Consider the following 25,088-nt stretch of genomic DNA (forward strand, 5'->3'; position numbering starts at 1 on the left):
TGGATAGCGCTATCCCAACCCTCAGAAGGAGACATCTCATGGCCTGGACCAAACCTGCTTACACCGACCTGCGTATCGGCTTCGAAGTCACCATGTACTTCGCCAGCCGCTGAGTTCTGCTTACGCAGATTCGCAGTGCAACGCCTCGGCTCGCCGAGGCGTTTTATTTTCCGCGTTGAAATGATGGAGCGTTCATGTTCGTCCAGATTCTGGGTTCGGCCGCCGGTGGCGGTTTTCCGCAGTGGAACTGCAACTGCGTCAATTGCGCAGGCTTTCGCGACGGCAGCCTGAACGCCAAGGCCCGCACCCAATCGTCCATCGCCATTTCCGATGACGGCGTGAACTGGGTGCTGTGCAATGCCTCGCCGGACATCCGCGCGCAACTGCAAAGCTTCGCCCCGATGCAACCAGGCCGCGCCCTGCGCGACACCGGCATCAGCGCGATCATCCTGATGGACAGCCAGATCGACCACACCACCGGCCTGCTCAGCCTGCGCGAAGGCTGCCCGCATCAGGTCTGGTGCACGGACATGGTTCACGAAGACCTGAGCACCGGTTTTCCCTTGTTCAAAATGCTCACCCACTGGAATGGCGGGCTGGACTGGAACCGTATCGAGCTCGACCAGAGCTTCACCGTAGCGGCCTGCCCGAACCTGCGTTTCACACCGTTACCGTTGCGCAGCGCCGCGCCGCCGTATTCGCCGCACCGTTTCGATCCGCATCCGGGCGACAACATCGGTTTGATCGTTGAAGACCTCAGCACCGGCGGCAAGCTGTTCTACGCGCCGGGACTGGGCAAGGTCGATGCGCCGTTGCTGGAAATCATGGCGGACAGCGATTGCCTGCTGGTCGACGGCACGCTGTGGGATGACGATGAAATGCAGCGCCGTGGCGTCGGCACCCGCACCGGTCGCGAGATGGGCCACCTGGCACAGAACGGCCCCGGCGGCATGCTCGAAGTGCTGGAGCAGTTGCCCGAGCAGCGCAAGGTACTTATCCACATCAACAACACCAACCCGATCCTCGACGAGGATTCCCCGGAGCGTGCCGAACTGGCGCGGCGTGACGTTGAAGTAGCGTTTGATGGCATGAGTATCGTGCTTTAAGCAATCGAGACCGCTGCGCGGTCTATTGCGAGCAGGCTCACTCCTACAATGGAATGCGATCAACTGTGGGAGCGAGCCTGCTCGCAAAGAGGCCAGCACAGACACCAGAGATTTCCAGGGTTGTTCCCGGAGAACAGACATGACCGACACCCCGCTGTCCCCCGCCGAATTCGAAGCGGCCCTGCGCGCCAAGGGCGCCTACTACCACATCTACCACCCTTACCACGTGGCGATGTACGAAGGCCGTGCGACCCGCGAGCAGATTCAAGGCTGGGTCGCCAACCGCTTCTACTATCAGGTAAACATTCCCCTGAAGGACGCAGCGATCCTCGCCAATTGCCCGGATCGGGAAATCCGCCGCGAGTGGATTCAGCGCCTGCTCGACCACGACGGCGCGCCCGGTGAAGATGGCGGCATCGAAGCCTGGCTGCGTCTGGGCCAGGCTGTTGGCCTCGACCCAGACCAATTGCGTTCTCAGGAGCTGGTGCTGCCCGGCGTGCGTTTCGCTGTCGATGCCTACGTCAACTTCGCCCGTCGCGCCAGTTGGCAGGAGGCCGCCAGCAGCTCGCTGACCGAACTGTTCGCGCCGCAGATCCACCAGTCGCGCCTCGACAGCTGGCCGCAGCATTACCCGTGGATCGACCCGGCCGGTTACGAATACTTCCGCACCCGTCTCGGTCAGGCGCGGCGTGACGTCGAGCATGGGCTGGCGATCACCCTTGAGCACTACAAGACCCGCGAAGGCCAGGAGCGCATGCTGGAAATTCTCCAGTTCAAACTGGACATTCTTTGGAGCATGCTCGATGCCATGAGCATGGCCTATGAACTGAACCGTCCGCCGTATCACAGCGTGACCGAACAACGGGTCTGGCATAAAGGAATCATCTTATGAGTTTCGACCGCAGCAAAGTGCCGAGCTGGCGCCCGGGCTATCGCTTCCAGTACGAACCGGCGCAAAAGGGCCATGTGTTGCTGTACCCGGAAGGCATGATCAAGCTCAACGAAACGGCCGCGCTGATTGGCGGCCTGATTGATGGCGAACGCGATGTCGCGGCAATCATTGCCGAACTCGACAAGCAGTTCCCCGGCGTGCCCGAGCTCGGTGACGACGTCGAGCAATTCATGGAGGTTGCCCGTGAGCAACACTGGCTCACCCTTGACTGATCTGCCGGCCAAACCGCAAGTCGGCCTGCCGCTGTGGCTGCTCGCCGAGCTGACCTACCGCTGCCCGCTGCAATGCCCGTACTGCTCCAATCCGCTGGATTTCGCCGAGCAGGGCAAAGAGCTGACCACCGAGCAATGGATCAAGGTGTTCCGCGAAGCGCGGGAGATGGGCGCGGCGCAATTGGGCTTTTCCGGCGGCGAACCGCTGGTGCGTCAGGACTTGGCCGAACTTATCCGTGAAGCGCGGCAGTTGGGTTTCTACACCAACCTGATCACCTCCGGCATTGGCCTGACCGAGCAGAAAATCAGCGACTTCAAAAAGGCCGGGCTTGATCACATCCAGATCAGTTTTCAGGCCAGCGACGAGCAAGTGAACAACCTGCTCGCGGGCTCGAAAAAGGCCTTTGCGCAAAAGCTGGAAATGGCTCGCGCAGTGAAGGCCCACGGCTATCCGATGGTGCTGAACTTCGTCACCCATCGGCACAACATCGACAAGATCGACCGCATTATCGAACTGTGCATTGCGCTGGAGGCTGACTTCGTCGAACTCGCCACTTGCCAGTTCTACGGCTGGGCGCAGCTCAACCGTGTTGGCCTGCTGCCGACCAGGGAGCAACTGGTGCGCGCCGAACGCATCACCAACGAATACCGGGCCAGGCTGGAAGCCGAAGGGCATCCGTGCAAGCTGATTTTCGTCACTCCGGACTATTACGAAGAACGCCCGAAAGCCTGCATGAACGGCTGGGGCAGCATCTTCCTGACCGTCACCCCGGACGGCACCGCCCTGCCCTGCCATGGTGCCCGCCAGATGCCTGTGCAGTTTCCCAACGTGCGCGAGCACAGCATGCAGCACATCTGGTATGACTCGTTCGGCTTCAACCGTTTTCGCGGTTACGACTGGATGCCCGAGCCGTGCCGCTCTTGCGACGAGAAAGAAAAAGACTTCGGCGGCTGCCGCTGCCAGGCGTTCATGCTCACCGGCGACGCCAGCAACGCCGACCCGGTGTGCAGCAAGTCCGAACATCATGGCGTGATCCTCAAGGCCCGCGAAGAAGCCGAGACCGCCACTCAAACCATCGACCAATTGGCCTTTCGCAATGAACGAAACTCACGCCTCATCGCCAAGGGCTGAGCCTTTCAGCGCCGCCCAGGCCGTCGCCGCCGGAACCGACTTCGCCGAACTGCAGCTCGGCGCCCATGGTGTGTTCTGGAATGAATATCGCCCCGAGGACGCCGCGTGCAGAATCTGGCATTGGCGCGATGGCATGGCGAAACGTCTGACGCCGGACGGCTTCAGCGTGCGTAGCCGCGTGTACGAATATGGCGGTGGCGCGTTTTGTCTGACGCCTGACGGGGTGGTTTTCGTCAATGAAGCGGATCAGCAGATGTATTGGCAGGCGCTGGATGGCGAGCCGGTCGCGCTGACGTCGACTGACTGCCGCTACGGCGATCTGCAATTCGCCGCTGGCCGGGTGTTGGCGGTCGAAGAGCAGCAGGATCGACATCGCCTGGTGGCGATTGATCTGGCGACCGGCACGCGCAAGGTGCTGGCCGAAGGTGCTGATTTCTACGCGTCGCCAACGCTGAGCCCGGACGGCCAGCGGTTGGCATGGATCGAGTGGAGCCGACCGCATCAGCCGTGGACCTCGACGCGGTTGATGATTGCGGAAGGTGATTTTTCTGCGCCTCGTTGTATTGCCGGCGAGCAGATTGAGGAGTCGATCCAGCAGCCGCGTTTCGACGCCGACGGCCGGCTCTACTGTATGACAGATCGTGGCGGCTTCTGGCAGCCGTGGGTCGAAACGCCCGATGGCTTGCACGCGCTACCGAGTGCCCAGGCCGATCACGCGCCTGCGCCCTGGCAACTGGGCGGCTGCACGTGGCTGCCTGTCGGTGATCAATTCTTAGCCAGCTGGAGCGAGGATGGTTTCGGTCGCCTGGCCCTTGGCGATGAAGATTTCAGCGGCGACTACAGCCGCTTCCGCCACCTGGCGATGGATCAACAGTTCATCTATTGCATTGCCGCAACGCCGGTGAGCCCGTCAGCAGTGATTGCCATTGATCGTGTCTCGCATGCAGCGAAAATCCTCGCTGGCGGCGTGGCTCCATTGCCCGCCGAACGCATCAGCCGTCCGCAGACCTTGCGTTATCCGAGCGGCTCCGGCGAGGCGCACGGTTTCTTTTACCCGGCCATGAGCGGTGAAGCGAAACCGCCGCTGGTGGTGTTCATCCACGGCGGCCCGACGTCGGCGTGCTATCCGATCCTCGATCCGCGCATCCAGTACTGGACGCAGCGCGGCTTTGCCGTCGCCGACCTCAACTATCGCGGCAGCAGTGGCTATGGTCGCGAATATCGGCAAGCGCTGCATCTGCGCTGGGGCGAGGTGGATGTCGAGGATGCCTGCGCGGTGGTGAGTTATCTCGCTGACCAAGGTCTGATCGATGGTGACCGCGCGTTCATTCGCGGTGGCAGTGCAGGTGGTTACACCACACTGTGCGCACTGGCGTTCAGGCAGGTTTTCCGCGCAGGCGCCAGCCTCTATGGCGTCAGCGATCCGGTCGCGCTGGCACGGGCCACGCACAAGTTCGAGGGCGATTATCTGGACTGGCTGATCGGCGATCCCGAGCGAGATGCCGAACGCTATGCCGCCCGCACGCCATTGCTGCACGCCGATAACATTCGCGTGCCGGTGATTTTCTTCCAGGGTGAACTGGACGCGGTGGTCGTGCCTCAACAGACCCGCGACATGGTCGCGGCGCTGGAGCACAACGGCATCCCGGTCGAAGCGCATTACTACCCTGACGAACGCCACGGCTTTCGTCGCGCGGCTAACCAGGCGCATGCACTCGAGCAGGAGTGGACGTTTTATCGGCGGGTGATGGGGCTGGTTGACTGAAAACCGTGTCGCCCCGTTAGCGAGCAGGCTCGCTCCCACAAAGGACTTGTGGCCACAGATCCAATGTGGGAGCGAGCCTGCTCGCGAAAGCTATCCAATAGACGCTACCGGACTCAACGCTTGGCGATGATATACACCGCGTGCACGATCCCCGGAATGTAGCCGCACAACGTCAGCAGAATGTTCAACCAGAACGCCCCGCCAAACCCGACCTGCAGAAACACGCCCAGTGGCGGCAACAGAATAGCGATGATGATACGAATGAAATCCATGGGGCAGCTCCTGAATGGGGGTTGGCTCACTTGAGCCATACAAGCTAATCGACCTGCGCCGTTCGTCAGGGTTCAGTGCAATAGCTGCGTCAGGCTCAAGCGAGAATTTTCAACCCGTGTTTTTGTACGATGCTCAGTAGTTTGAGCGCCATACCGCTGGGATGTTTGTCACCCGATTCCCATTGTTTGACCGTGGATGCACTGGTGTTGAGATAGCGTGCAAACACCGGCTGGCTGACCTTGTTACGCTCGCGTAGCGCCTTGATCTCCTCAGCCGGGATCGCCAAGGGAACCGATGCCAGACAGGAGTCATCGAATTCTCGCATCGTTGCTTTGTTGATTGCTCCGACAGCAAGCAACGCCCCGGCTGATTCGTGTATCGATTCAAAGACTTCACTTTTGAATTTCTTACTCATGACATATCTCCACAAACTCCTTCATCGCCAACAAGTCGCTGATCTGCGCTTCGGTCAGTTGCGCATAAACCTTTGCCAATTTACGTAAATCCTTCAATTCTGTTGGCGTGATATTGCTTTGATCCTGCTTGGCGAAAAGCACTTGGTAGATCCAGTAATGTCCACCTTTTGCCAAAACAATCGAACGGTGGCGGTTCGCCTTCAAGCGCTTCTTCCACACGCCTCCGCCAAGATCGTCCGCCTGTCCCTGAAGCATCTGGTGAAACGCCTCCTGCAACTCTTCATCTGTGATCCACGCCCTGCTGGCCTGAAGGGCGAAGCGCCTGGTCTTGAACAGCCTCAATGGCATAGGTATCCCTTCCAAAAACATACCACCTAGTGGTACAGATCGCAAAACGGCTTTTTCGGTGATACCGATCAGCCCGTAGCCGCATCCCTTGCTGGTATTCTCTAAAAGACCATCCGCGGTACGATTCCTCAAGCTCTAAATCCCGTCTGTAAAACCCGGCCACAAAAAAATGCCCCACGCCAAAAGAATCAGGCGTGGGGCGTGCGTTATACCGCGAGACGGTTCGGGTAATCGGTTGGGGCACCTCAGCTCAGACGGCAATGCCCTTGCGGCATTGCAATTGGGCGGTGCGCACTCGCGAGAAGGCGCGGCCCAGGCGCAGGAGCATTTCGTCGATGTTCGCTTTGCTGACAGTGAGGGCGGGGGTGAAGCGCAGGCAGTCAGGCTGCGCGGCGTTCAATATCAGGCCTTCGTGCAGTGCGGCATGGACGACGGCGTCGGCGCATTCGTTGGACAGCGTCAGCCCATGGAACAGGCCTTGGCCGCGCAACTCGCCGTGGCCGTAGCGGTGGGCCAGTCGCGCCAGGCCTTCGCGCAGGTGCTGGCCGTTGTCGTTGACCTGCTGAAAGAAGCTGCGGTCATGGATGCTGTCGAGCACTACCAGACCGGCCGCCGTGATCAAGGCGTTGCTGTGATGGGTGCCGCTCAGCTCGCCAGTGGCGAAGCAGCAGGCCTTGCCTCGCGCCAGCAAGGCCGCCAGCGGCAAGCCGCCGCCAAGGCCTTTGCCGAGCACGACGATATCGGCGCGAATGCCGTAGGACTGTTCGGCAAGCAAGCTGCCGCAACGGCCGATGCCGGTCTGCACTTCGTCGAGAATCAGCAGAATGCCTAGGTCACGACACAGTCGCTCGACCCCTTTGAGGTAGTGCTCGGTCGCGGGAATAACCCCGGCATCGCTCTGGATCGGCTCCAGCATGATTGCCACGGTCTGCGCATCAACCGCCGCATGCAGCGCCGGCAGGTCGTTGAATGGCACTCGATCGACCGTCGCCAGACTGCGGCCATGGCAACCCTGCTGCGCCACGATGATCCGCGAAGCGCCACCGCGATGCAGTTGGCCCCATTTGCGCGCCAGTTTGATCGCCGCCTCACAAGCCTCGCTGCCACTGTTGAGCAGGTACGCCTGATCGCTGGACGTGCTGGCGCACAGACGTTCGGCGAGGCTGAGCATGCCGCGACTATGCAGATTGCAGCCGGGATTGATCAGCGCCTGGGCCTGATTGGCGATGGCTTTGACCAGCGCCGTGGGGCTGTGGCCAAGGCTGTTGGCGCCGCAGGCCTGGGAAAAGTCGAGGTAGGCGCGATCGTTGCTGTCCCACAGCCAGGAACCCTGGCCGCGAACGAACACTTGATGCGGCCGCTCGACACTGGGCATCAGGCGTTGGGCATTGAGATGGTCGGTCATAGCGGATGGCCCCGCCTCGAAGCAGAGGTCATCCAGACTCGGCGTCTGGCGCCGCAAACTGAACAGATTCATGCAGAAAAACCTCGCTTGAGGTTTTTTGAACTGCCTATGTAATCACGAACGAAGCAAATGGAATTCGTCACGCTTTCTGGCCCTGCAAGCCTTGTGAATGCGGTTAGACTAGGCGCGCAAACGGGTTCAGGCCATTTCGATTTCCCAGCCATTTCGATAAGCGCGACTTATGGATTTCAAACAACTGCGTTATTTCGTCGCGGTCTACGAAGAAGGCCATGTCGGCCGTGCGGCTGAGCGCCTCTCGATCTCGCAACCAGCGCTGTCGCAACAGATCCGTCAGCTGGAGCAGAATCTCGACGTCACCCTGTTCGAACGCAGCAGTAAACGCCTGCTGCCGACCCTCGCTGCGCACACGCTGTACAACCACGCGTTGCCGCTGCTCGATGGCTTGCAGCGGGCGCGCGAGGCGTTGGGTAATTTCAAGGGGCAGGCGTTGCGCACCCTGGCGATCGGTGTGCTGCAAACGGTGCACACCAGCCTTGTGCCGCAAATGCTCGAGCGTGTGCGCAAGGCGCAGCCGCATCTGGTGGTGCAGATCTATGAACTTACGGGGCTGGAAATCGAACGGCGTCTGCTCAATGGTTCGCTGGACATCGGCATCAGCTATCTGCCGCCGCGCCAACCCGGTCTGCACGGGGTATTGCTGTATGAAGACGAACTGACGCTGGTGATCCCGGCAGACCATCCCTTGCGCGAGTTCAAGAAAGTCTCGATGCGCCAGGCTGCTGAACTGCCAATGCTGCTGCTCGGCGAAGAGTTCCAGATTCGGCAGATCTGGCAGGCACAACTGACCAGCCTCGGTCGACGCCCGCAGGTGCAGGCCGAGCTGAACAATATGTTGGGAATTCTCGACAGCCTGCCGCATACCAAGCTGGCGACGGTACTGCCGGGACGTTCGCAAAAGGAATACGACGATGAAGATCTGCTGTGGAAACCGCTGAGCGAGCCACGGGTGCCGTTGCAAGTTGGCCTGGTGTGCCGTGATGTGCAACGCCAGCAGGCCTCGTTGGTATTGCTGCGGACATTGCTTGAAGAGGTGATCGATCGCGAAATGAAGCCGGCTCTCGATCCGCTTGCCTGAAACTTTTCTTCAGGCAAAAGAAAACCCCGCCGAAGCGGGGCTTTGCAGACTGTTTCCCTGACATCCATTTCACTCCGCCACCCTGGCAGAATCCTACGTGTCCGTGTTGTTTACTTTGCGCTTCCTGCGCGACGTCCATGAAATGTAGAGTAGCCGTGGATCCAATATACGGATATGGGAGAACAGCAGCACGTCACGTAAGCAAATGCTTACATGACGTCTACAGGATCAGAACTGTGCCGCATCCAGCAGGAACAGCGACTCGCTACCGGCCTTGACCGACGCGCTCAACGAGTGGATACGCGGCAGCAAACGGGCGAAATAGAAGCGTGCGGTGCCCAGCTTGCTCGCATAGAAATCATCTTGCGCTTCCTTGCCCAGCGCGGCTTTGGCCATCAACGCCCACATGTAGGCGTAAGCGGTGTATCCGAACGCTTGCAAATATTCGACCGAGGCCGCGCCGATTTCGTTCGGATTGTTTTTCGCCCGATCCAGCAGCCACGCGGTCAGCTCGTCGAGGGTGTCGACGGCATCGTTCAACGGCTTGGTGAACTCGCCCAGATCGGCGCTGGCGGTTGCGGTGAAATGGCGAATCTCGTCAGCGAACAGCTGGTAGAACGCGCCGCCACTGCCAACGATCTTGCGCCCGACCAGGTCCAGCGCCTGAATGCCGTTGGTGCCTTCGTAGATCTGGGTGATGCGCACGTCACGCACCAGTTGCTCCTGGCCCCACTCGCGGATGTAGCCGTGGCCGCCGAAAATCTGCTGGCCGTGGACGGTGGTTTCAAGACCCAGGTCGGTCAGGAAAGCTTTCGCTACCGGCGTCAGCAGCGCCACCAGATCTTCTGCGCGCTTGCGGGTGGTCGCATCTTCGCTGAACTTGGCGGTGTCCAGTTGCATCGCCACGTACGTGGAGAACGCACGGCCGCCTTCGTTCGAGGCTTTCATGGTCAGCAGCATGCGTCGCACGTCCGGGTGGACGATGATCGGGTCAGCGACTTTGTCCTTGTTCTGCGCGCCGGTCGGCGAACGGCTCTGCAGACGATCGCGCGCATATTCAACAGCGTTCTGATAAGAGCGCTCGCCTGTAGCCAGGCCTTGAATACCAACGCCCAGGCGCTCGTAGTTCATCATGGTGAACATCGCGGCCAGGCCTTTGTTCGGCTCGCCGACCAGATAGCCGACGGCTTCGTCGAAGTTCATCACGCAGGTCGCCGAGGCCTGGATGCCCATCTTGTGCTCGATGGACCCGCAGTTGGCCGGATTACGCGCACCTAGGCTGCCGTCGGCATTGACCATGAACTTCGGCACCAGGAACAGCGAAATGCCTTTCGGACCGGCCGGGGCATCAGGCAGCTTGGCCAGTACCAGATGAATGATGTTCTCGGTGAGGTCGTGCTCGCCGCCAGTGATGAAGATCTTGGTGCCGCTGACCTTGTAGGAACCGTCGGCCTGAGGTTCGGCTTTGGTGCGAATGATCCCCAGGTCGGTGCCGGCGTGCGGCTCGGTCAGGCACATGGAACCGGCCCAGATGCCGGCGTACATGTTCGGCAGGTACGCAGCTTTCAGTTCTTCACTGGCGTGGGCATTGATCGACAGGCAGGCGCCGGCGGTCAGCATCGGATACAGACCGAACGCCAGGCTGGCGGAGTTGACCATTTCCTCGACCTGCGCCGACACGGCTTTGGGCATGCCCATGCCGCCGTAGGCCGGATCACCGCCGACGCCGACCCAGCCGCCTTCGGCATAAGTCTGATAGGCCTGTGGGAAACCGGCCGGGGTGGTGACGGCACCGTCCGCCCAACGGCAACCTTCCTCGTCAGCGGCACGGCTCAGCGGCGCGATGCTTTTGCTGGTGACCTTGCCGGCCTCTTCGAGAATCGCTTCAACGGTTTCGGCGTCGACGGTCTCGGCCAGCGCTGGCAGCTCGGCCCAGAGTTTGGCGACTTCGAACACTTCATTGAGGACGAAGCGCATATCGCGCAGCGGCGCTTTGTAGTCAGCCATGGCAAACCTCGCAAGATCTAAACAGGTGGTTCGTGGAATGATGTTTTCTGAGCCCGAGTGTACCTCAACAACTTTTGCGACACATAGGGTCAACCGGTGACTGATTTGTTATTTTTAGTCACCAGAAAAAAATCGCCGCGATCTTTCGATCTGCCCTACAAAGCAAACGCCTCCGCCGGCAAATTCATCAAACAATCACTGCCCGCCTCGATCGCTGCCTGATGCGCAGCCGTACGCGGCAACAAACGCTTGAAGTAGAACTCGCACGTCGCCAGTTTGCCCTTGAGGAAATCAGCCTCGCCCTCGCCCGCCTCCAGCTGTGCCTGCGCAACCAACGCCATGCGCAGCCACAGGTAGCCCAGGATGATGTAGCCGCTGTACATCAGGTAATCCACCGATGCGGCGCCGACTTCGTCCGGGTTCTTCATGGCCGCCATGCCGACCTTCATGGTCAGGTCGCCCCACTGTTGGTTGAGCCCGTTGAGTTGCGCGACGAAGCGGCCCAATTGCGCATGGTCGGCGTTCGCTGCGCAGAACTTGTGGACGATTTTGGTAAAACCGCGCAATAGCTTGCCCTGACTGCCCAGCACCTTGCGCCCGAGCAGGTCCAGCGCTTGAATGCCGTTGGTGCCCTCATAGATCGGCGCAATCCGGCAATCGCGCACCAGTTGCTCCATGCCCCACTCGCGAATGAAACCGTGGCCGCCAAACACCTGCATACCGTGGTTGGTCACTTCCAGCCCGGTGTCGGTCATGAACGCCTTGCAGATCGGCGTGAGGAACGCCAACAGGTCTTCGGCCTCCTGACGCGCGTCGGCGTCACTGCTCAGGTGCGCGACATCGAGCATCTGCGCGGTGAAATAGGTCAGCGCGCGGTTGCCTTCGTTGAAGGCTTTCATGGTCAGCAACATGCGCCGCACATCGGGGTGGACGATGATCGGGTCAGCAGGTTTTTCCGGGGCCTTGGCGCCGGTCAGCGCGCGCATCTGCAGGCGGTCATTGGCGTACTTGATCGCACCCTGAAAACTCGCCTCGCCCAGACACAGCCCCTGCATGCCGGTGCCGAGCCGCGCGTGATTCATCATGGTGAACATGCAGTTGAGGCCTTTGTTCGGCTCGCCGATCAGGTAACCGGTGGCGGCATCGAAGTTCAGCACGCAGGTGGCTGAAGCCTTGATGCCCATCTTGTGCTCGATCGAGCCACAGGAAACGCCATTGCGCTCTCCCGCTTCGCCTGCTGCATCGGGCAGGAACTTGGGCACGATAAACAGGGAAATGCCCTTGGTTCCGGCCGGTGCGTCCGGCAGCTTGGCCAGGACCAGATGGATGATGTTGTCGCTCAGGTCATGCTCGCCGGCGGAAATGAAAATCTTGCTGCCGGTGATCGCGTAGCTGCCGTCGGCCCGGGGCACCGCGCGAGTCTTGATGATGCCCAGATCGGTGCCGCAGTGGGCTTCGGTCAGGCACATGGTGCCGGTCCACTGGCCAGCGGTGAGTTTGCTCAGGTAGGTGTCTTTCTGCTCGGCGGTACCGTGGGCGTGGATCGCCGACATCGCGCCGTGGGTCAGGCCGGGGTACATGCCCCAGGACGTGTTGCTGGAGCCGACCATCTCGCTGATCACCAGTCCCAGCGAACTCGGCAACCCTTGGCCACCGTAAGCCGGATCAGCCGCCAAACCGTGCCAGCCGCCCTCGACATATTGTGCGAAGGCCTGCTTGAAGCCTGTAGGCGTTGTCACCACGCCGTTGTCGAAATGGCAGCCCTCTTCATCGCCGCTGCGATTGAGCGGGGCCAGCACGTTCTCGCAAAACTTCGCGCCTTCTTCGAGGATCGCGCTGATCATGTCCGGGCTGGCGTCATGCGCGCCGAGACTGGCGTAACTGGAGTGGAAGTCGAAGACGTGATCGATCAGAAAGCGCATGTCGCGCAGGGGAGCTTTGTAGTCGGGCATGGTGGCTTCTCCGTCAGCAGATTCCTCCAACCTACTGCTGGCCACCACGCGCGGCAATCATCGTGCAGGCGCTGAATGCGCCGTCATCACTCAACCCGCAGCAGCGTCCATGCGCACCGCGCCACGGCGGTTCTGCCCGAATGCCATGACGCAGTTACGCCCGGCGCCCTTGGCGCTGTACAACGCCTGGTCGGCGGACTTGAGCACTTCTTCAGGAGTGCGCTGCTCGACACGTTCGGCGACGCCGATACTTACCGTCACCGACACCGCCGAAGCCCCGGAACCGCTGCGGCGCTGGCGACCTTGCTGATCATCCTGCGGGCGGTTTTCCTGGTTGCGTAACTGAATGCTGTAAGACGCAATCGATTCACGGATCACTTCCAGGTGCGGCATGCACTCCTCAAGAGTCTTGCCTGCGAACACCAAGGCAAATTCCTCACCGCCGTAGCGATACGCCCTACCGCCACCGCTGATTTTCGACAGTTTGCTGGCGACCAGGCGCAGCACCTGATCACCGACATCGTGGCCGTGGGTGTCGTTGAATTTCTTGAAGTGATCGACGTCGCTCATCGCCAGGACATAGTTGCGCCCCAGTCGCTGCATGCGTTCGTTGAGCGCACGTCGTCCCGGCAGGCCGGTGAGCTCGTCGCGGAAGGCCATTTGATAGGCCTCATGCGCAACGGCGGCGGCGATCATCAGCATCACCTGGCTGCACATGATGTTCAGGGTGAACGGCAGAATGAAGGTCTTCGGCAGCATCCAGAACACCCCGAGCAAGCCGACCAGTTGCGCCGCGTGCAGCGGGCGCGGGTTGCGCCAGTATTGCCAGGCCAGGAGCAGGAAGGCCGAGATGAACACTGGATAGGACAACTGGATCAGGCTCATCCATGCCCCATGCAGCGCCGGCCAGCGGATCTCCGACAGCCACAACAGCAGCGCCTGTGGGTAACTTTGCTCCAGGCCCAGCGCCACGCTGCCAAATGCCAGCAGCACGGCAAAGCGCGCGACCATGTCCTGAAACAGATGGGTACGTTCCTGCCATGCGGCGAATAATCCGAACAACAACGGCAGCAGCAGGCAGACCAGATGAAACACCACCGCAGCGTCTTCGCGGACCTTGCCGTTGTCGCGGTAGAAATCTGTCTGGGTGTCCAGCAGAAAGTAGGCGATGTACACCGTGAGCATCAGAAACAGTTCGCGCTGACGTCGATACACCGCGCAATACGCGCCACCGAGGAGCAGAACCAATGTCGGCAGGACGTTGAACAGCGACGTGAAGAATACGCTGAGGTCTTTGACGTACGCAGCCGCCAGCCCCGCAAGCAATAACAGCAGTGATGGCAGGAAATGGCTGAAACGTACAGCGGAAGAACGCGGCAAGGGTAAGCTCCGACCCGTCATAGCAAAGAGATGGCATTGTGCCTGCAAAGTGCGGCCAAGCCCATACAATGTGATCCAGATCACACACGGTCTCTGTAACGGCCGGAAGCTCGACTATCTGAGCGATCCGCAAACAAAAAAACCGCTGCCCCCTAACGGGAGCAGCGGTTTTCGTCAGACTGCGTTAAGGCTTAGTAGCCCAGCGCGAAGTCTTCTTCCTTCATGTCCATCAGGTTGCCAGCACCCGACAGCATAGTGGCCACGTGCGTACGGGTACGCGGCAGGATGCGCTGGAAATAGAAGCGCGCGGTTTGCAGCTTGGCGGTGTAGAACGCCTCGTCGCTGGTGCCGGCAGCCAGTTTTTCCGCAGCCAGACGCGCCATGTCAGCCCAGAAGTAGGCAAGGCAGGCATAACCGGAGTACATCAGGTAGTCCACGGAGGCCGCGCCGACTTCTTCGCGGTCTTTCATGGCGGCCATACCGACCTTCATGGTCAGCTCGCCCCATTCCTTGTTCAGTGCAGCCAGCGGCGCGACGAATTCCTGAACGGCTTCGTTGCCTTCGTTGGTCTGGCAGAACTTGTGGACGATCTTGGTGAAGCCTTTCAGAGCTTCGCCTTGAGTCATCAGCACTTTACGGCCGAGCAGGTCCAGAGCCTGAATGCCGGTGGTGCCTTCGTACAGCATCGAGATGCGGCTGTCGCGAACGTTCTGCTCCATGCCCCACTCGGCGATGAAGCCGTGGCCGCCGTAGATCTGCACGCCGTGGTTGGCGGCTTCGAAACCGACTTCGGTCATGAACGCTTTGGCGATCGGGGTCATGAATGCCAGCAGTGCGTCGGCCTTCTTCTTCTCTTCTTCATCGACGCCGTATTTGACGATGTCGACTTGCTTGGCGGTGAAGTAGACCATCGCGCGGTTGCCTTCGGCGAACGCCTTCATGGTCAACAGCATGCGGCGCACGTCCGGGTGGACGATGATCGGGTCAGCGGCTTTGTCCGGCGCTTTCGGGCCAGTCAGCGAGCGCATTTGCAGGCGATCACGAGCGTATTTCAGACCGCCCTGGAAGCCGATTTCGGCGTGAGCCAGTCCTTGCAGTGCGGTACCGAGGCGAGCGGTGTTCATAAAGGTGAACATGCAGTTCAGACCCTTGTTCGCCGGGCCGATCAGGTAACCAGTGGCGCCGTCGAAGTTCATCACGCAGGTAGCGTTGCCGTGGATGCCCATCTTGTGTTCCAACGAACCGCAGCTCACTGCGTTGCGCGCGCCAATGGTGCCATCGGCGTTTGGCAGGAACTTTGGAACGATGAACAGCGAGATGCCTTTAGTGCCAGCCGGAGCATCCGGCAGACGCGCCAGTACGATGTGGACGATGTTATCGGCCATGTCGTGTTCGCCGGCCGAGATGAAGATCTTGGTGCCGGAGACTTTGTAGGAACCGTCGGCCTGAGGCTCGGCCTTGGTGCGCAGCATGCCCAGGTCGGTGCCGCAGTGCGGTTCGGTCAGGCACATGGTGCCGGTCCATTCGCCCGAGACCAGTTTGGTCAGATAGGCTTCCTGCTGCTCAGGGGTGCCGTGCTCGGAGATGGTGTTCATCGCACCGTGCGACAGGCCTGGGTACATGCCCCACGACCAGTTGGCTTCGCCGACCATTTCGCTCACTGCCAGGCCCAGCGACTCAGGCAGACCTTGGCCGCCGTGCTCAACGTCGTGGGCCAGGCTTGGCCAGCCGCCTTCGACGAATTGCTTGTACGCCTCTTTGAAGCCAGTCGGGGTTTTCACGCCGGACTCGCTCCAGGTGCAACCTTCGATGTCGCCCACGCGGTTCAGCGGCGCCAGTACCTGCTCACAAAACTTGGCGCCTTCCTCGAGGATGGCGTCAACCATGTCCGGCGTGGCGTCTGCGCACGCTGGCAGGCTCTGATAGTGCGCTTCGTAGCCGAGCAGTTCGTCACGAACGAAGCGAATATCACGCAAGGGGGCCTTGTAGTCAGGCATAGCGATAAACCTCTGCTGATGTAACCGGGAATGAACGACCGTGTTGAGTTGTTGTGACGGTCAAACAGTTGTTTGAAACATACGTTTACGCCGAAATCTTGTCAAGCATCGTTCTTTTGCCGTTCGTCATCACATTATTCAAATGCCGGAAACTGGAAATCGCCGCGGCTTCACTTAAGCCACGGGCGTTGTAAAAAGATTAGTTGAGCAAGAAGGACTTAAACGAAAAACGCCGCGACAGGGCGCGGCGTTTCGGTATCTAGAACAAACTCATTCAGGCAAAGGTATCAATGAGCGTCCCGAGCACTTCGTCGGAAGCCTTGGCCACCTTCACACCCAGCTCTGCCTGGATCTTGCCCTGCGACAGCTCGACGATATTGCTCGTCAGATCCGATTCTTGTGCGCGATCCACACCGCGCAGGCGATTGACCTGCACTTCGGACGACTGGCTGGTCACCGAACGTTCGATGGTGTTGTTGGCGATCTGGCTGGCCGCCTGATCGACGCGGTTCTGCCCGGACTGAATCGAGCTCAACCCCGCATAAAAAGCTGTGTTGCCGGAGATTTCCATAGTCACTCTCATCCCTGCAAAGGATCAATGCTCGCCATTGAAGCAGACGCGCCAGCAAAACACCCGTCAAAAACACTAATGGCACAGTGCCTGTTCATAGCGAGAAACTTAATCGAGCAAATCCAGTTGCAGATGCTCGGCGACCGCTTCGGCGCTCAACGCCTTGAGTTTCGGCACCCGGCCCAGGCACGGCGCGGGAATGCGCTCGGCCAACGTTGCCAGATTTTCCTCCAGCCGCGAAGTTTTCGGATCGATAATATTGGCCACCCACCCCGCCAATTGCAGGCCGTCGCGGGCAATCGCCTCGGCGGTCAGCAACGCATGACTGATGCACCCCAGCCTCACGCCCACCACCAGAATCACCGGCAGCTTCAGCGCAATCGCCAGGTCCGACAGATTGTCCTGATCCGCCAACGGCACCCGCCAGCCGCCCGCGCCTTCGATCAGGGTGAAGTCGGCGTTCATCGCCAGAATCCCGCGCATCGGCGCCAGCAGCGATTGCACCGTCAGCGCCACACCTGCTTCGCGTGCCGCCAGATGCGGAGCGATCGCTGGCTCGAACGCTACCGGGTTGACCTGTTGATATGTCAGCGGCAACGAACATTCGGCCAGCAGCGCCAAGGCATCGGAATTACGCAAGCCCTTGGGCGTGACGTCGCAACCCGATGCTACCGGTTTGCCTGCCGCCGTGCTCAAGCCAGCCGAACGCGCCGCATGGAGCAATCCGGCAGCGACGGTGGTCTTGCCGACATCGGTGTCGGTACCGGTGATGAAATAGGCTGCGCTCATAGAGGTTTCTCCAACACGGCGTACACCACCTGATACGTTGCCGGCAGCCCCGACACCTGACGGAAGCGCTCATACGCGTCGATCAGCCCGAGAATCCGCGCCCGTCCTGTCAAACCGCCCGGCCGCCCGGGATTCAGATTATGCGCGCCCAGCGCCTTCAGCTCGTGAGTCAGGCTGCGCACATCCGGGTAATGCAACACGTGCGGCTGATTCTCCAGCGCCAAAATGCGCATGCCACTGCCGGCACATAACTGTTCATAGCGGGCGAACTCGCGGAAGCGATTGACGTGCACCAACCCGTCGACCTGCTGCCAACTCTCCCGCAATTCGTACAGCGTCCCTGTACACAGACTAGCAAACGCAAATATCCCGCCCGGTTTAAGCACGCGAAAAGCTTCGCTGAGCACCGTTTCGAAGTCGGCGCACCACTGCACTGCAAGGCTGGAGAAAATCAGATCGACGCTCGCCTCCTGCAACGGCAGCCGTTCGGCATCGCCAGCAATGAAATGCTCAGCGCCACCCAACGGCCGTGCGTGATTGAGCATGCCCTCGGCAATGTCCAGCGCGACACCGCTGCCCTGGGTGAAACGCGAGGCCAGCGCCCGGGTGAAATAGCCGGTGCCGCAACCGAGATCGAGCCACCGCGACGGCATGAAACTCCCAGGCAAACGCTCAAGCAGCTGCGTGCCGACGTCACGCTGAAACTCGGCGACGCTGTCGTAACTGGCCGCAGCACGAGAAAAAGACGCCGCCACCTGGCGCTTGTCGGGCAAGCCCCCAGGCAGCACAAGGGACAGATCAGTCATCAGCGCACTCATGTAGAAACGCCTGGATCGCGCCCGCGACTCCATGCGGGTCTTCCAGCAGAAAAGCATGGCTGGCCTGTTCGATCAGACCAATTTCGATATCCGGCAACAGCGCGAACAATGCGCCGGCCGCTTCCGCCGGGACCAGCGCATCCTGTCCGCCGAACAGATGAAACTGCGGGCCGCGAAACCCCGGCAACGCTTGGCGTGTGTCCAGTTGCGCAAGGAGCTCCAGACCCGCCATCAGCGCAGTCGGCGCGGCTGCCGGTGCACCACCGAGCAGCAAGCGCGACAAGCCACGCGGGTCTGGTGAACCTTGCGCGCATAACAGCGCGAAGCGCTTAAGCGTGGTACGCGGGTCGGCCTGGCAACCGGCAAGAAACGCATCGAAAGTCTCGCCGGGCATCGCGCTCGGCCACTGTTCATGAGCAACAAACGCAGGGTTGCTTGCCAGCGTGAGCAGCCCGCAGCACGCCTCACCGCGTCGTGCCGCCAACTCAGAGGCGAGCATGCCGCCCAGCGACCAGCCACCGAGCCAGACTTCCTGTGGAATGCGCGCATCGAGCTCTTCGAGCCAGTCTTCAAGGTCAGCGGAGTCCAGCTCCGGCAGCGGTTCAATCTCGACTTGCAGATGTTCGTCGAGGCCACGCAATGCTGCGGCCAGCGGTTCCAGCGGCGACACGCCGAGGCCCCAGCCGGGCAGCAGAATCAGACGATTACGCATGGCCTGGCTCCAATGACAATCGGGCGAAACAATCTGCTAACCCTTCCAGCAACAGTTGCACCTGCGCCTCGCTGTGGGCGGCGGTCAGCGTCACGCGAAGGCGCGCGCTGCCGGCCGGCACGGTCGGTGGGCGAATCGCAGTGACCATCAGCCCGCGCTCGCGCAGCATCTGCGACAACCGCACGGCGCGCCCGGCATCGCCGATCATGATCGGCTGGATCGGCGTGAAGCTGTCCATCAGCTCCAGTCCGATCTGCTCGGCGCCGTGGCGGAACTGGCGAATCAGCATCTGCAAGTGTTCACGGCGCCAGTGTTCGCTGCGCAGCAGCTCGAGGCTTTTCAGCGTCGCGCAGGCCAGCGCCGGCGGTTGGCTGGTGGTGTAGATGTACGGGCGGGCGAACTGGATCAGGCTTTCGATCAACTCTTCGCTGCCGGCGACAAAGGCCCCGGCGGTGCCGAAGGCTTTGCCGAGGGTCCCGACCAGCACCGGCACATCGTCCTGGCTCAGGCCGAAATGCTCGACGATGCCGCCACCGTTGGCGCCCAATGGGCCGAAGCCGTGGGCATCGTCGACCATCAGCCACGCGCCTTTGGCCTTGGCCGCGCGGGCCAGCGCCGGCAGGTCGGCGATGTCACCGTCCATGCTGAATACGCCATCGGTGACCACCAGCGTGTTGCCGGTGGCTTTCTCCAGGCGCTTGGCCAGGCTTTCGGCGTCGTTGTGCAGATAGCGATTGAAACGCGCGCCGGACAACAGGCCCGCGTCCAGCAACGAGGCGTGATTGAGCCGGTCTTCGAGCACCGTATCGCCCTGCCCGACCAGCGCGGTGACCGCGCCGAGGTTGGCCATATAGCCAGTGGTGAACAGTAGCGCACGCGGGCGCCCGGTCAGATCGGCGAGTGCTTCTTCCAGCGCGTGATGCGGGCTGCTGTGGCCGATCACCAGATGCGACGCACCACCGCCGACACCCCAACGTTCAGCGCCGGCGCGCCAGGCTTCGATCACCTGCGGATGATTGGCCAGGCCCAGATAGTCGTTGTTGCAGAAAGCGAGCAGCGGCTGGCCGTCCACCACCACTTCCGGCCCTTGCGGCGATTCGAGCAGCGGGCGCTGCCGATAGAGGTTGTCGGCACGGCGGGCAGCAAGGCGTGCGGCGAGATCGAATGACATGCAGGCCTCGATTTTCAAATGACACAGATCCCCTGTGGGAGCGAGCCTGCTCGCGAATGGGCGTCACATCCAACAGGGATGTTGGCGGCCAAACCGCTTTTGCGAGCAGGCCCGCTCCCACAGGGGTTTTGCATTCCTTCAGGGCAATCCGCGCGGTTTATTACACCGCAGCGTTGTAGAACTGCTCGCTACTCTTCTGCTCCACCAGTGCCTGCTCAATCGCAGCCTGATGAACCTCATCGGAATGCTCTTCGCGAGCTTCCGGCTGGATACCGAGGCGCGCGAACAATTGCATGTCCTTGTCCGCCTGCGGGTTGGCGGTGGTGAGCAATTTGTCGCCGTAGAAAATCGAGTTGGCGCCAGCGAAAAATGCCAGGGCCTGCATCTGCTCGTTCATCGCTTCGCGACCGGCGGACAGACGCACGTGGGATTGCGGCATGAGGATGCGCGCGACGGCGAGCATGCGGATGAAGTCGAACGGGTCGATGTCTTCGGCGTTTTCCAGCGGCGTGCCGGCGACTTTCACCAGCATGTTGATTGGCACTGATTCCGGGTGCTCCGGCAGGTTGGCCAACTGGATCAGCAGATTGGCGCGATCGTCCAGCGATTCGCCCATGCCGAGAATGCCGCCGGAGCAGATTTTCATTCCCGACTCGCGTACATAGGCCAGCGTCTGCAGACGTTCGCTGTAAGTACGGGTGGTGATGATGCTGCCGTAGAACTCCGGCGAGGTGTCGAGGTTGTGGTTGTAGTAATCGAGACCGGCCTTGGCCAGCGCTTCGGTCTGCTCCTGATCGAGACGGCCGAGAGTCATGCAGGTTTCCAGGCCTAGGGCTTTCACCCCTTCAACCATCTTCAACACATACGGCATGTCTTTGGCGGATGGATGTTTCCACGCCGCGCCCATGCAGAAACGCGTCGAACCAATGGCTTTCGCGCGGGCCGCCTCTTCGAGGACCTTCTGCACTTCCATCAGTTTTTCTTTTTCCAGCCCGGTGTTGTAGTGCCCGGACTGCGGGCAATACTTGCAGTCTTCCGGGCAGGCACCGGTCTTGATCGACAGCAGTGTCGAGACCTGCACGCGGTTGGCGTTGAAATGTGCGCGGTGCACCGTTTGCGCCTGGAACAGCAAGTCGTTGAATGGCTGTACGAAGAGTGCTTTGACTTCTGCCAGAGACCAATCGTGACGCAGGGTGGCGGTGGTGCTCGCGCTCATGGGCAATTCCTTGGTTATGCTTGGCTGGCGCCGGGGAAAATGGAATATCCACAGGCGCTACACGGATGTTCGGCATATTTAAGGAAGAGCGATGCGCTGTCAACCGCAATACAAGGGACAGGTTTACATCTGTTTAAAAAACGTACAGACCTGTTTGCTGTGCGATGAGCCCGCAGAAGCACAAATGCCAATGTGCGAGGCCTGCGAAACCGAGCTGCCCTGGCTCGGCAGTCATTGCCAGACCTGCGCTTTGCCACTGGCGGCGGATGGCCTGACTTGCGGCGAGTGCCTGCTAGAGCCTCCGGCCTTCGAGCAGGTCGCCGTGCCCTGGGTTTATGGCTTCCCCGTGGACAGTCTGATTACACGCTTTAAACACAACGCGAAATGGCCGTTTGGTCACCTGCTCGCCGACGTTCTCGGCCAATACCTGCAGCATCGCTTCGCCGAAGACTTGCCGCGACCCGATGTGTTGCTACCAGTGCCGTTGGCGAATAAACGCCTGCGTCGGCGCGGATTCAATCAGGCGGCGATGCTCGCGCGCTGGTTGAGTGTGTCGCTGGATTTGCCGCGTGAAGAACAGGTGCTGCGGCGAGTCATGGACACCGATGCCCAACAGGATCTCGACGCCAAGGCGCGCAAACGCAACTTGCGCAGTGCCTTTGCGCTGGCGCCTGATGCACAGGTTAAGGGCCGACATCTGGCGCTGGTGGATGATGTTCTGACCACGGGCGCGACCGCTCAAGCGCTGGCGCGGTTGTTGATGAATGCAGGTGCGGCGCGGGTTGATGTGTATTGCCTGGCTCGTACACCGAAACCCGGTACCTGAGCTCAACTCCTACAGGTTGTGTGTTCGGCTTGACTCGCGCGTTGCAAGTGGCCAACGTCCCTCTCATCGCCCGAGCCAGAAGCGTTCTGCCATGTCCCTGCCCACCCTGCTCTCCCAGCACATTGTCCGCCGTCCGCAGCGCATTGCCCTGCTGCAACACATCGCCGAACAGGGCTCGATCACCCGTGCGGCGAAAAGCGCGGGGCTCAGTTACAAGGCGGCATGGGATGCGATCGATGAGTTGAACAACCTGGCGCAGAAACCCTTGGTCGAGCGCGTGGTGGGTGGCAAGGGTGGTGGCGGCGCCAGACTGTCCAGCGAGGGCGAGCGGGTGCTGCGCCTGTATCAGAAATTGCAGGCGTTGCAGGCGCAGGTGCTGGAAGCGGCGGAGGACGCCAGCGATCTCGACCTGCTTGGGCGGCTGATGCTCAGGACCAGCGCGCGCAATCAGCTGCATGGCACGGTCGCGGCCATTCAGCCGCAGGGGCGCAACGATCTGATCCGCCTCGAACTGGCAGAAGGCATTGCTCTGGAGGCACAGATCACCCACGACAGCACCGTGCATCTGGAATTGCAGGTCGGTACCGAAGTCATGGCGCTGATCAAGGCTGGCTGGCTTGAGTTGCTCGGCTCCGATCAGCCGGCCACGCCCGGACACAATGTCCTGCGCGGCACCATCGAAGCCATCCTCGATGCCGAGGACGGTCCCAGCGAGGTGCGCATTTCCCTGCCCAACGGCCAGACACTTTGCGCCTTGGCCGAACCGCTGCACTTGCGCAACCAGCAACTCGCCGTGGGGTCTGCGGTGCAGGTGCAATGCGCGCCGTCCAACGTGCTGATCGGCACGCCGCTCTGATTTGTCTTGCCACAAAAGCGTCATCGACCCGCATTAAGGTGTTGCCCATAACCAAGCAGGGAGCCTGATGTGAGCCTATTAGAAGAAAACCAATCCACTGATCTGGAAAAAATGGTCGGCCTCAGCCGTCGCGGTTTCATCAGCGCCGGTGCCTTGTGCGGCGCGGCGATGTTCCTCGGCGGCAACCTGCTGAGCCGCAGCGTCATGGCCGCCAGCGTCAGCGCCGGCAACAGCCGCCTGCTCGGTTTCGAGAGCATTCCGGCGGCGACCACCGACGCCATCAGCCTGCCCAAGGGTTACAAGTCTTCGGTGCTGATCAGTTGGGGCCAGCCGCTACACAAGAACGGCCCGGCCTTCGATCCGAGCGGTAACGGCACCGCTGCCGCACAGGAAGTGCAGTTCGGCGACAACAACGACGGCATGAGCCTGTTCGCCTTCCCGGACGACAAGAACCGCGCGCTGATGGCGATCAACAACGAATACACCAACTATCGCTACCTGTATCCGCATGGCGGCATGCCGCAGTCGGCTGAGGATGTGCGCAAGGCATTGGCCTGCGAAGGCGTGTCGGTGATCGAAGTGCAGCGCAAGAACGGCCAGTGGCAATTCGTCCAGGGCTCGCGCTACAACCGCCGCATCCACGGCAACTCGCCGCTGCGCATCAGCGGTCCGGCCCGCGGCCACGACTTGATGAAAACCGCCGCCGACAAGCACGGCAAAAAAGTCCTCGGCACCTTCCAGAACTGCGCCAACGGCAAGACGCCGTGGGGCACCTACCTGACCTGCGAAGAAAACTTCACCGACTGCTTCGGCAGCAGCAACGCCCAGCAGCAGTTCGATGCCGCGCAAAAGCGCTACGGCGTTGTCGCCAGCAGCAAAGACATCAACTGGCACCCGCACGACCCGCGCTTCGACATGGCCAAGAACCCCAATGAGCTCAACCGTCACGGCTGGGTGGTCGAGATCGACCCATTCGATCCGCAATCGACTCCGGTCAAACGCACCGCGCTGGGCCGCTTCAAACATGAAAACGCCGCACTGGCCGAGACCGACGATGGTCGCGCTGTGGTGTACATGGGCGATGACGAGCGTGGCGAGTTCATTTACAAATTCGTCAGCCGTGATCGCATCAACCATCGCAATCAGAAGGCTAACCGCGACATCCTCGATCACGGCACGTTATATGTGGCCAAATTCGATGCCGGCGACGGCAACCCTGATCACCCGAAAGGCCGGGGCCAGTGGATCGAACTGACCCACGGCAAGAACGGCATCGACGCCAGCAGCGGGTTTGCCGATCAGGCCGAAGTGCTGATCCACGCGCGCCTTGCCGCCAGCGTGGTTGGCGCAACACGCATGGACCGCCCGGAGTGGATCGTCGTCAGCCCCAAGGACGGCCAGGTTTATTGCACCCTGACCAACAACGCCAAACGTGGCGAAGACGGGCAACCGGTGGGCGGGCCGAACCCGCGCGAGAAAAACGTCTACGGGCAGATTCTGCGCTGGCGCACCGACCGCAACGATCACGCTTCGAAGACGTTTGCCTGGGATCTGTTTGTGGTCGCGGGCAACCCGGGCGTGCATGCCGGGACGCCGAAGGGCGGCTCATCCAACATCACCCCGCAGAACATGTTCAACAGCCCCGACGGTCTGGGTTTCGACAAGGCCGGACGTCTGTGGATTCTCACCGACGGCGACTCGAGCAACGCTGGCGACTTCGCCGGGATGGGCAACAACCAGATGCTCTGCGCCGATCCTGCGACCGGTGAGATTCGCCGTTTCATGGTCGGGCCGGTGGGTTGCGAAGTGACCGGGATCAGCTTCTCGCCGGATCAGAAAACCCTGTTTGTCGGGATTCAGCATCCCGGCGAGAACGGCGGTTCGACCTTCCCCGAGCATCTGCCCAATGGCAAGCCAAGGTCTTCGGTGATGGCGATTACTCGCGAAGACGGCGGGGTTGTCGGCGCCTGATAATCCGCTTTCGCAAGCAGGCTCGCTCCCACAGGCAATCGCATTCCAAGGTGGGAG

At 61.0% G+C, this 25,088-nt stretch carries 24 protein-coding genes; 10 read left to right on the top strand and 14 right to left on the bottom strand.

Annotated features, from left to right (window positions below; translation table 11 throughout):
• The first annotated feature begins 38 nt into the window (after positions 1-38).
• From pqqA to J5M66_RS00320, 6 genes are all read left to right on the top strand, one after another.
• Complete coding sequence (gene pqqA, locus J5M66_RS00295; RefSeq protein WP_003444522.1) at positions 39-113, top strand: pyrroloquinoline quinone precursor peptide PqqA; 75 nt, start codon at positions 39-41, stop codon at positions 111-113.
• An 81-nt stretch (positions 114-194) separates the two neighbouring features.
• On the top strand, positions 195-1,106 hold the full coding sequence (gene pqqB, locus J5M66_RS00300; protein ID WP_207807477.1) for a pyrroloquinoline quinone biosynthesis protein PqqB: 912 nt from the start codon (positions 195-197) through the stop codon (positions 1,104-1,106).
• A gap of 139 nt (positions 1,107-1,245) precedes the next feature.
• Positions 1,246-1,998, top strand: a complete 753-nt coding sequence (gene pqqC / locus J5M66_RS00305; protein ID WP_039757691.1) for a pyrroloquinoline-quinone synthase PqqC — start codon at positions 1,246-1,248, stop codon at positions 1,996-1,998.
• Positions 1,995-2,270, top strand: coding sequence for a pyrroloquinoline quinone biosynthesis peptide chaperone PqqD (gene pqqD / locus J5M66_RS00310; RefSeq protein ID WP_136493063.1), 276 nt, complete (start codon positions 1,995-1,997; stop codon positions 2,268-2,270). The genes pqqC and pqqD overlap by 4 nt, the downstream gene beginning before the upstream one ends.
• Positions 2,242-3,402 carry a pyrroloquinoline quinone biosynthesis protein PqqE gene (gene pqqE, locus J5M66_RS00315; RefSeq protein WP_280075023.1) on the top strand — a complete coding sequence of 387 codons (1,161 nt, stop codon included), beginning with the start codon at positions 2,242-2,244 and terminating at the stop codon, positions 3,400-3,402. The genes pqqD and pqqE overlap by 29 nt, the downstream gene beginning before the upstream one ends.
• Positions 3,368-5,167 (top strand): S9 family peptidase, encoded by a 1,800-nt coding sequence (locus J5M66_RS00320; RefSeq protein WP_207807478.1) that lies wholly within the window; start codon positions 3,368-3,370, stop codon positions 5,165-5,167. Before pqqE ends, J5M66_RS00320 begins: the two co-directional genes overlap by 35 nt.
• A gap of 113 nt (positions 5,168-5,280) precedes the next feature.
• Here the strand turns inward: J5M66_RS00320 and J5M66_RS00325 are convergent, their stop codons facing one another.
• The 4 genes from J5M66_RS00325 to J5M66_RS00340 form a co-directional block, all read right to left on the bottom strand.
• Entirely contained in the window at positions 5,281-5,439 is a 159-nt protein-coding gene (locus tag J5M66_RS00325) for a YqaE/Pmp3 family membrane protein (RefSeq protein WP_003228885.1), read from the bottom strand.
• A gap of 95 nt (positions 5,440-5,534) precedes the next feature.
• Positions 5,535-5,855: a DNA-binding transcriptional regulator gene (locus J5M66_RS00330; RefSeq protein WP_039757682.1), complete on the bottom strand. Its 321-nt coding sequence runs from the start codon at positions 5,853-5,855 to the stop codon at positions 5,535-5,537.
• Positions 5,848-6,204, bottom strand: a complete 357-nt coding sequence (locus J5M66_RS00335; RefSeq protein WP_123443830.1) for a type II toxin-antitoxin system RelE/ParE family toxin — start codon at positions 6,202-6,204, stop codon at positions 5,848-5,850. The genes J5M66_RS00330 and J5M66_RS00335 overlap by 8 nt, the downstream gene beginning before the upstream one ends.
• A gap of 250 nt (positions 6,205-6,454) precedes the next feature.
• Entirely contained in the window at positions 6,455-7,681 is a 1,227-nt protein-coding gene (locus J5M66_RS00340; protein ID WP_207807479.1) for an aminotransferase class III-fold pyridoxal phosphate-dependent enzyme, read from the bottom strand.
• 169 nt (positions 7,682-7,850) lie between these two features.
• On the opposite strand from J5M66_RS00340, the gene J5M66_RS00345 reads away from it, so the two are divergent.
• Positions 7,851-8,765: a LysR family transcriptional regulator gene (locus J5M66_RS00345; RefSeq protein WP_123443828.1), complete on the top strand. Its 915-nt coding sequence runs from the start codon at positions 7,851-7,853 to the stop codon at positions 8,763-8,765.
• Between the two features lie 228 nt (positions 8,766-8,993).
• On the opposite strand, the gene J5M66_RS00350 is transcribed toward J5M66_RS00345, so the two are convergent.
• The 10 genes from J5M66_RS00350 to bioB all read right to left on the bottom strand — a co-directional run bounded on the left by J5M66_RS00350 (position 8,994) and on the right by bioB (position 21,378).
• Positions 8,994-10,772, bottom strand: a complete 1,779-nt coding sequence (locus tag J5M66_RS00350) for an acyl-CoA dehydrogenase C-terminal domain-containing protein (protein WP_123443827.1) — start codon at positions 10,770-10,772, stop codon at positions 8,994-8,996.
• 155 nt (positions 10,773-10,927) lie between these two features.
• Complete coding sequence (locus tag J5M66_RS00355; RefSeq protein ID WP_123443826.1) at positions 10,928-12,724, bottom strand: acyl-CoA dehydrogenase C-terminal domain-containing protein; 1,797 nt, start codon at positions 12,722-12,724, stop codon at positions 10,928-10,930.
• Between the two features lie 90 nt (positions 12,725-12,814).
• Positions 12,815-14,104 carry a GGDEF domain-containing protein gene (locus J5M66_RS00360; protein ID WP_039757672.1) on the bottom strand — a complete coding sequence of 430 codons (1,290 nt, stop codon included), beginning with the start codon at positions 14,102-14,104 and terminating at the stop codon, positions 12,815-12,817.
• A gap of 191 nt (positions 14,105-14,295) precedes the next feature.
• Positions 14,296-16,101 carry a phenylacyl-CoA dehydrogenase gene (locus J5M66_RS00365; RefSeq protein ID WP_024014564.1) on the bottom strand — a complete coding sequence of 602 codons (1,806 nt, stop codon included), beginning with the start codon at positions 16,099-16,101 and terminating at the stop codon, positions 14,296-14,298.
• A gap of 274 nt (positions 16,102-16,375) precedes the next feature.
• Positions 16,376-16,672: a pyrroloquinoline quinone biosynthesis protein PqqE gene (locus J5M66_RS00370; RefSeq protein ID WP_130927163.1), complete on the bottom strand. Its 297-nt coding sequence runs from the start codon at positions 16,670-16,672 to the stop codon at positions 16,376-16,378.
• Between the two features lie 108 nt (positions 16,673-16,780).
• Entirely contained in the window at positions 16,781-17,461 is a 681-nt protein-coding gene (bioD, locus tag J5M66_RS00375; RefSeq protein WP_016772864.1) for a dethiobiotin synthase, read from the bottom strand.
• Positions 17,458-18,267 carry a malonyl-ACP O-methyltransferase BioC gene (bioC, locus tag J5M66_RS00380; RefSeq protein ID WP_207807480.1) on the bottom strand — a complete coding sequence of 270 codons (810 nt, stop codon included), beginning with the start codon at positions 18,265-18,267 and terminating at the stop codon, positions 17,458-17,460. Before bioC ends, bioD begins: the two co-directional genes overlap by 4 nt.
• Positions 18,260-18,991 carry an alpha/beta fold hydrolase gene (locus tag J5M66_RS00385; protein ID WP_071173832.1) on the bottom strand — a complete coding sequence of 244 codons (732 nt, stop codon included), beginning with the start codon at positions 18,989-18,991 and terminating at the stop codon, positions 18,260-18,262. The genes bioC and J5M66_RS00385 overlap by 8 nt, the downstream gene beginning before the upstream one ends.
• Complete coding sequence (bioF, locus tag J5M66_RS00390) at positions 18,984-20,162, bottom strand: 8-amino-7-oxononanoate synthase (RefSeq protein ID WP_207807481.1); 1,179 nt, start codon at positions 20,160-20,162, stop codon at positions 18,984-18,986. The genes J5M66_RS00385 and bioF overlap by 8 nt, the downstream gene beginning before the upstream one ends.
• Before the next feature lie 160 nt (positions 20,163-20,322).
• Complete coding sequence (gene bioB, locus J5M66_RS00395; RefSeq protein ID WP_016772860.1) at positions 20,323-21,378, bottom strand: biotin synthase BioB; 1,056 nt, start codon at positions 21,376-21,378, stop codon at positions 20,323-20,325.
• Positions 21,379-21,469: 91 nt separating this feature from the next.
• On the opposite strand from bioB, the gene J5M66_RS00400 reads away from it, so the two are divergent.
• The 3 genes from J5M66_RS00400 (at position 21,470) to J5M66_RS00410 (ending at position 25,031) form a co-directional block, all read left to right on the top strand.
• A complete protein-coding gene (locus J5M66_RS00400) occupies positions 21,470-22,204 on the top strand; it encodes a ComF family protein (protein WP_207807482.1) in 735 nt (244 codons plus the stop codon).
• 91 nt (positions 22,205-22,295) lie between these two features.
• Positions 22,296-23,060 carry a TOBE domain-containing protein gene (locus tag J5M66_RS00405; RefSeq protein ID WP_207807483.1) on the top strand — a complete coding sequence of 255 codons (765 nt, stop codon included), beginning with the start codon at positions 22,296-22,298 and terminating at the stop codon, positions 23,058-23,060.
• A 69-nt stretch (positions 23,061-23,129) separates the two neighbouring features.
• Positions 23,130-25,031, top strand: coding sequence for a PhoX family phosphatase (locus J5M66_RS00410; RefSeq protein ID WP_123443822.1), 1,902 nt, complete (start codon positions 23,130-23,132; stop codon positions 25,029-25,031).
• The last annotated feature ends 57 nt before the right edge of the window (positions 25,032-25,088 follow it).

This window comes from Pseudomonas sp. 67(2021), assembly GCF_017491835.1.
Taxonomy (GTDB): domain Bacteria; phylum Pseudomonadota; class Gammaproteobacteria; order Pseudomonadales; family Pseudomonadaceae; genus Aquipseudomonas; species Aquipseudomonas atacamensis.

Excerpts from the sequence above, each read along its gene's own strand:
- J5M66_RS00355 (WP_123443826.1), bottom strand. The coding sequence starts at position 12,724 with ATGCCCGACTACAAAGCTCCCCTGCGCGACATGCGCTTTCTGATCGAT.
- J5M66_RS00370 (WP_130927163.1), bottom strand. The coding sequence starts at position 16,672 with ATGGAAATCTCCGGCAACACAGCTTTTTATGCGGGGTTGAGCTCGATT.
- J5M66_RS00335 (WP_123443830.1), bottom strand. The coding sequence starts at position 6,204 with ATGCCATTGAGGCTGTTCAAGACCAGGCGCTTCGCCCTTCAGGCCAGC.
- J5M66_RS00400 (WP_207807482.1), top strand. The coding sequence starts at position 21,470 with ATGCGCTGTCAACCGCAATACAAGGGACAGGTTTACATCTGTTTAAAA.
- J5M66_RS00405 (WP_207807483.1), top strand. The coding sequence starts at position 22,296 with ATGTCCCTGCCCACCCTGCTCTCCCAGCACATTGTCCGCCGTCCGCAG.
- J5M66_RS00320 (WP_207807478.1), top strand. The coding sequence starts at position 3,368 with ATGAACGAAACTCACGCCTCATCGCCAAGGGCTGAGCCTTTCAGCGCC.
- J5M66_RS00365 (WP_024014564.1), bottom strand. The coding sequence starts at position 16,101 with ATGCCTGACTACAAGGCCCCCTTGCGTGATATTCGCTTCGTTCGTGAC.
- J5M66_RS00340 (WP_207807479.1), bottom strand. The coding sequence starts at position 7,681 with ATGAATCTGTTCAGTTTGCGGCGCCAGACGCCGAGTCTGGATGACCTC.
- pqqB (WP_207807477.1), top strand. The coding sequence starts at position 195 with ATGTTCGTCCAGATTCTGGGTTCGGCCGCCGGTGGCGGTTTTCCGCAG.
- J5M66_RS00325 (WP_003228885.1), bottom strand. The coding sequence starts at position 5,439 with ATGGATTTCATTCGTATCATCATCGCTATTCTGTTGCCGCCACTGGGC.
- J5M66_RS00350 (WP_123443827.1), bottom strand. The coding sequence starts at position 10,772 with ATGGCTGACTACAAAGCGCCGCTGCGCGATATGCGCTTCGTCCTCAAT.
- J5M66_RS00330 (WP_039757682.1), bottom strand. The coding sequence starts at position 5,855 with ATGAGTAAGAAATTCAAAAGTGAAGTCTTTGAATCGATACACGAATCA.
- bioC (WP_207807480.1), bottom strand. The coding sequence starts at position 18,267 with ATGACTGATCTGTCCCTTGTGCTGCCTGGGGGCTTGCCCGACAAGCGC.
- pqqD (WP_136493063.1), top strand. The coding sequence starts at position 1,995 with ATGAGTTTCGACCGCAGCAAAGTGCCGAGCTGGCGCCCGGGCTATCGC.
- J5M66_RS00345 (WP_123443828.1), top strand. The coding sequence starts at position 7,851 with ATGGATTTCAAACAACTGCGTTATTTCGTCGCGGTCTACGAAGAAGGC.
- pqqC (WP_039757691.1), top strand. The coding sequence starts at position 1,246 with ATGACCGACACCCCGCTGTCCCCCGCCGAATTCGAAGCGGCCCTGCGC.
- J5M66_RS00385 (WP_071173832.1), bottom strand. The coding sequence starts at position 18,991 with ATGCGTAATCGTCTGATTCTGCTGCCCGGCTGGGGCCTCGGCGTGTCG.
- bioF (WP_207807481.1), bottom strand. The coding sequence starts at position 20,162 with ATGTCATTCGATCTCGCCGCACGCCTTGCTGCCCGCCGTGCCGACAAC.
- bioD (WP_016772864.1), bottom strand. The coding sequence starts at position 17,461 with ATGAGCGCAGCCTATTTCATCACCGGTACCGACACCGATGTCGGCAAG.
- bioB (WP_016772860.1), bottom strand. The coding sequence starts at position 21,378 with ATGAGCGCGAGCACCACCGCCACCCTGCGTCACGATTGGTCTCTGGCA.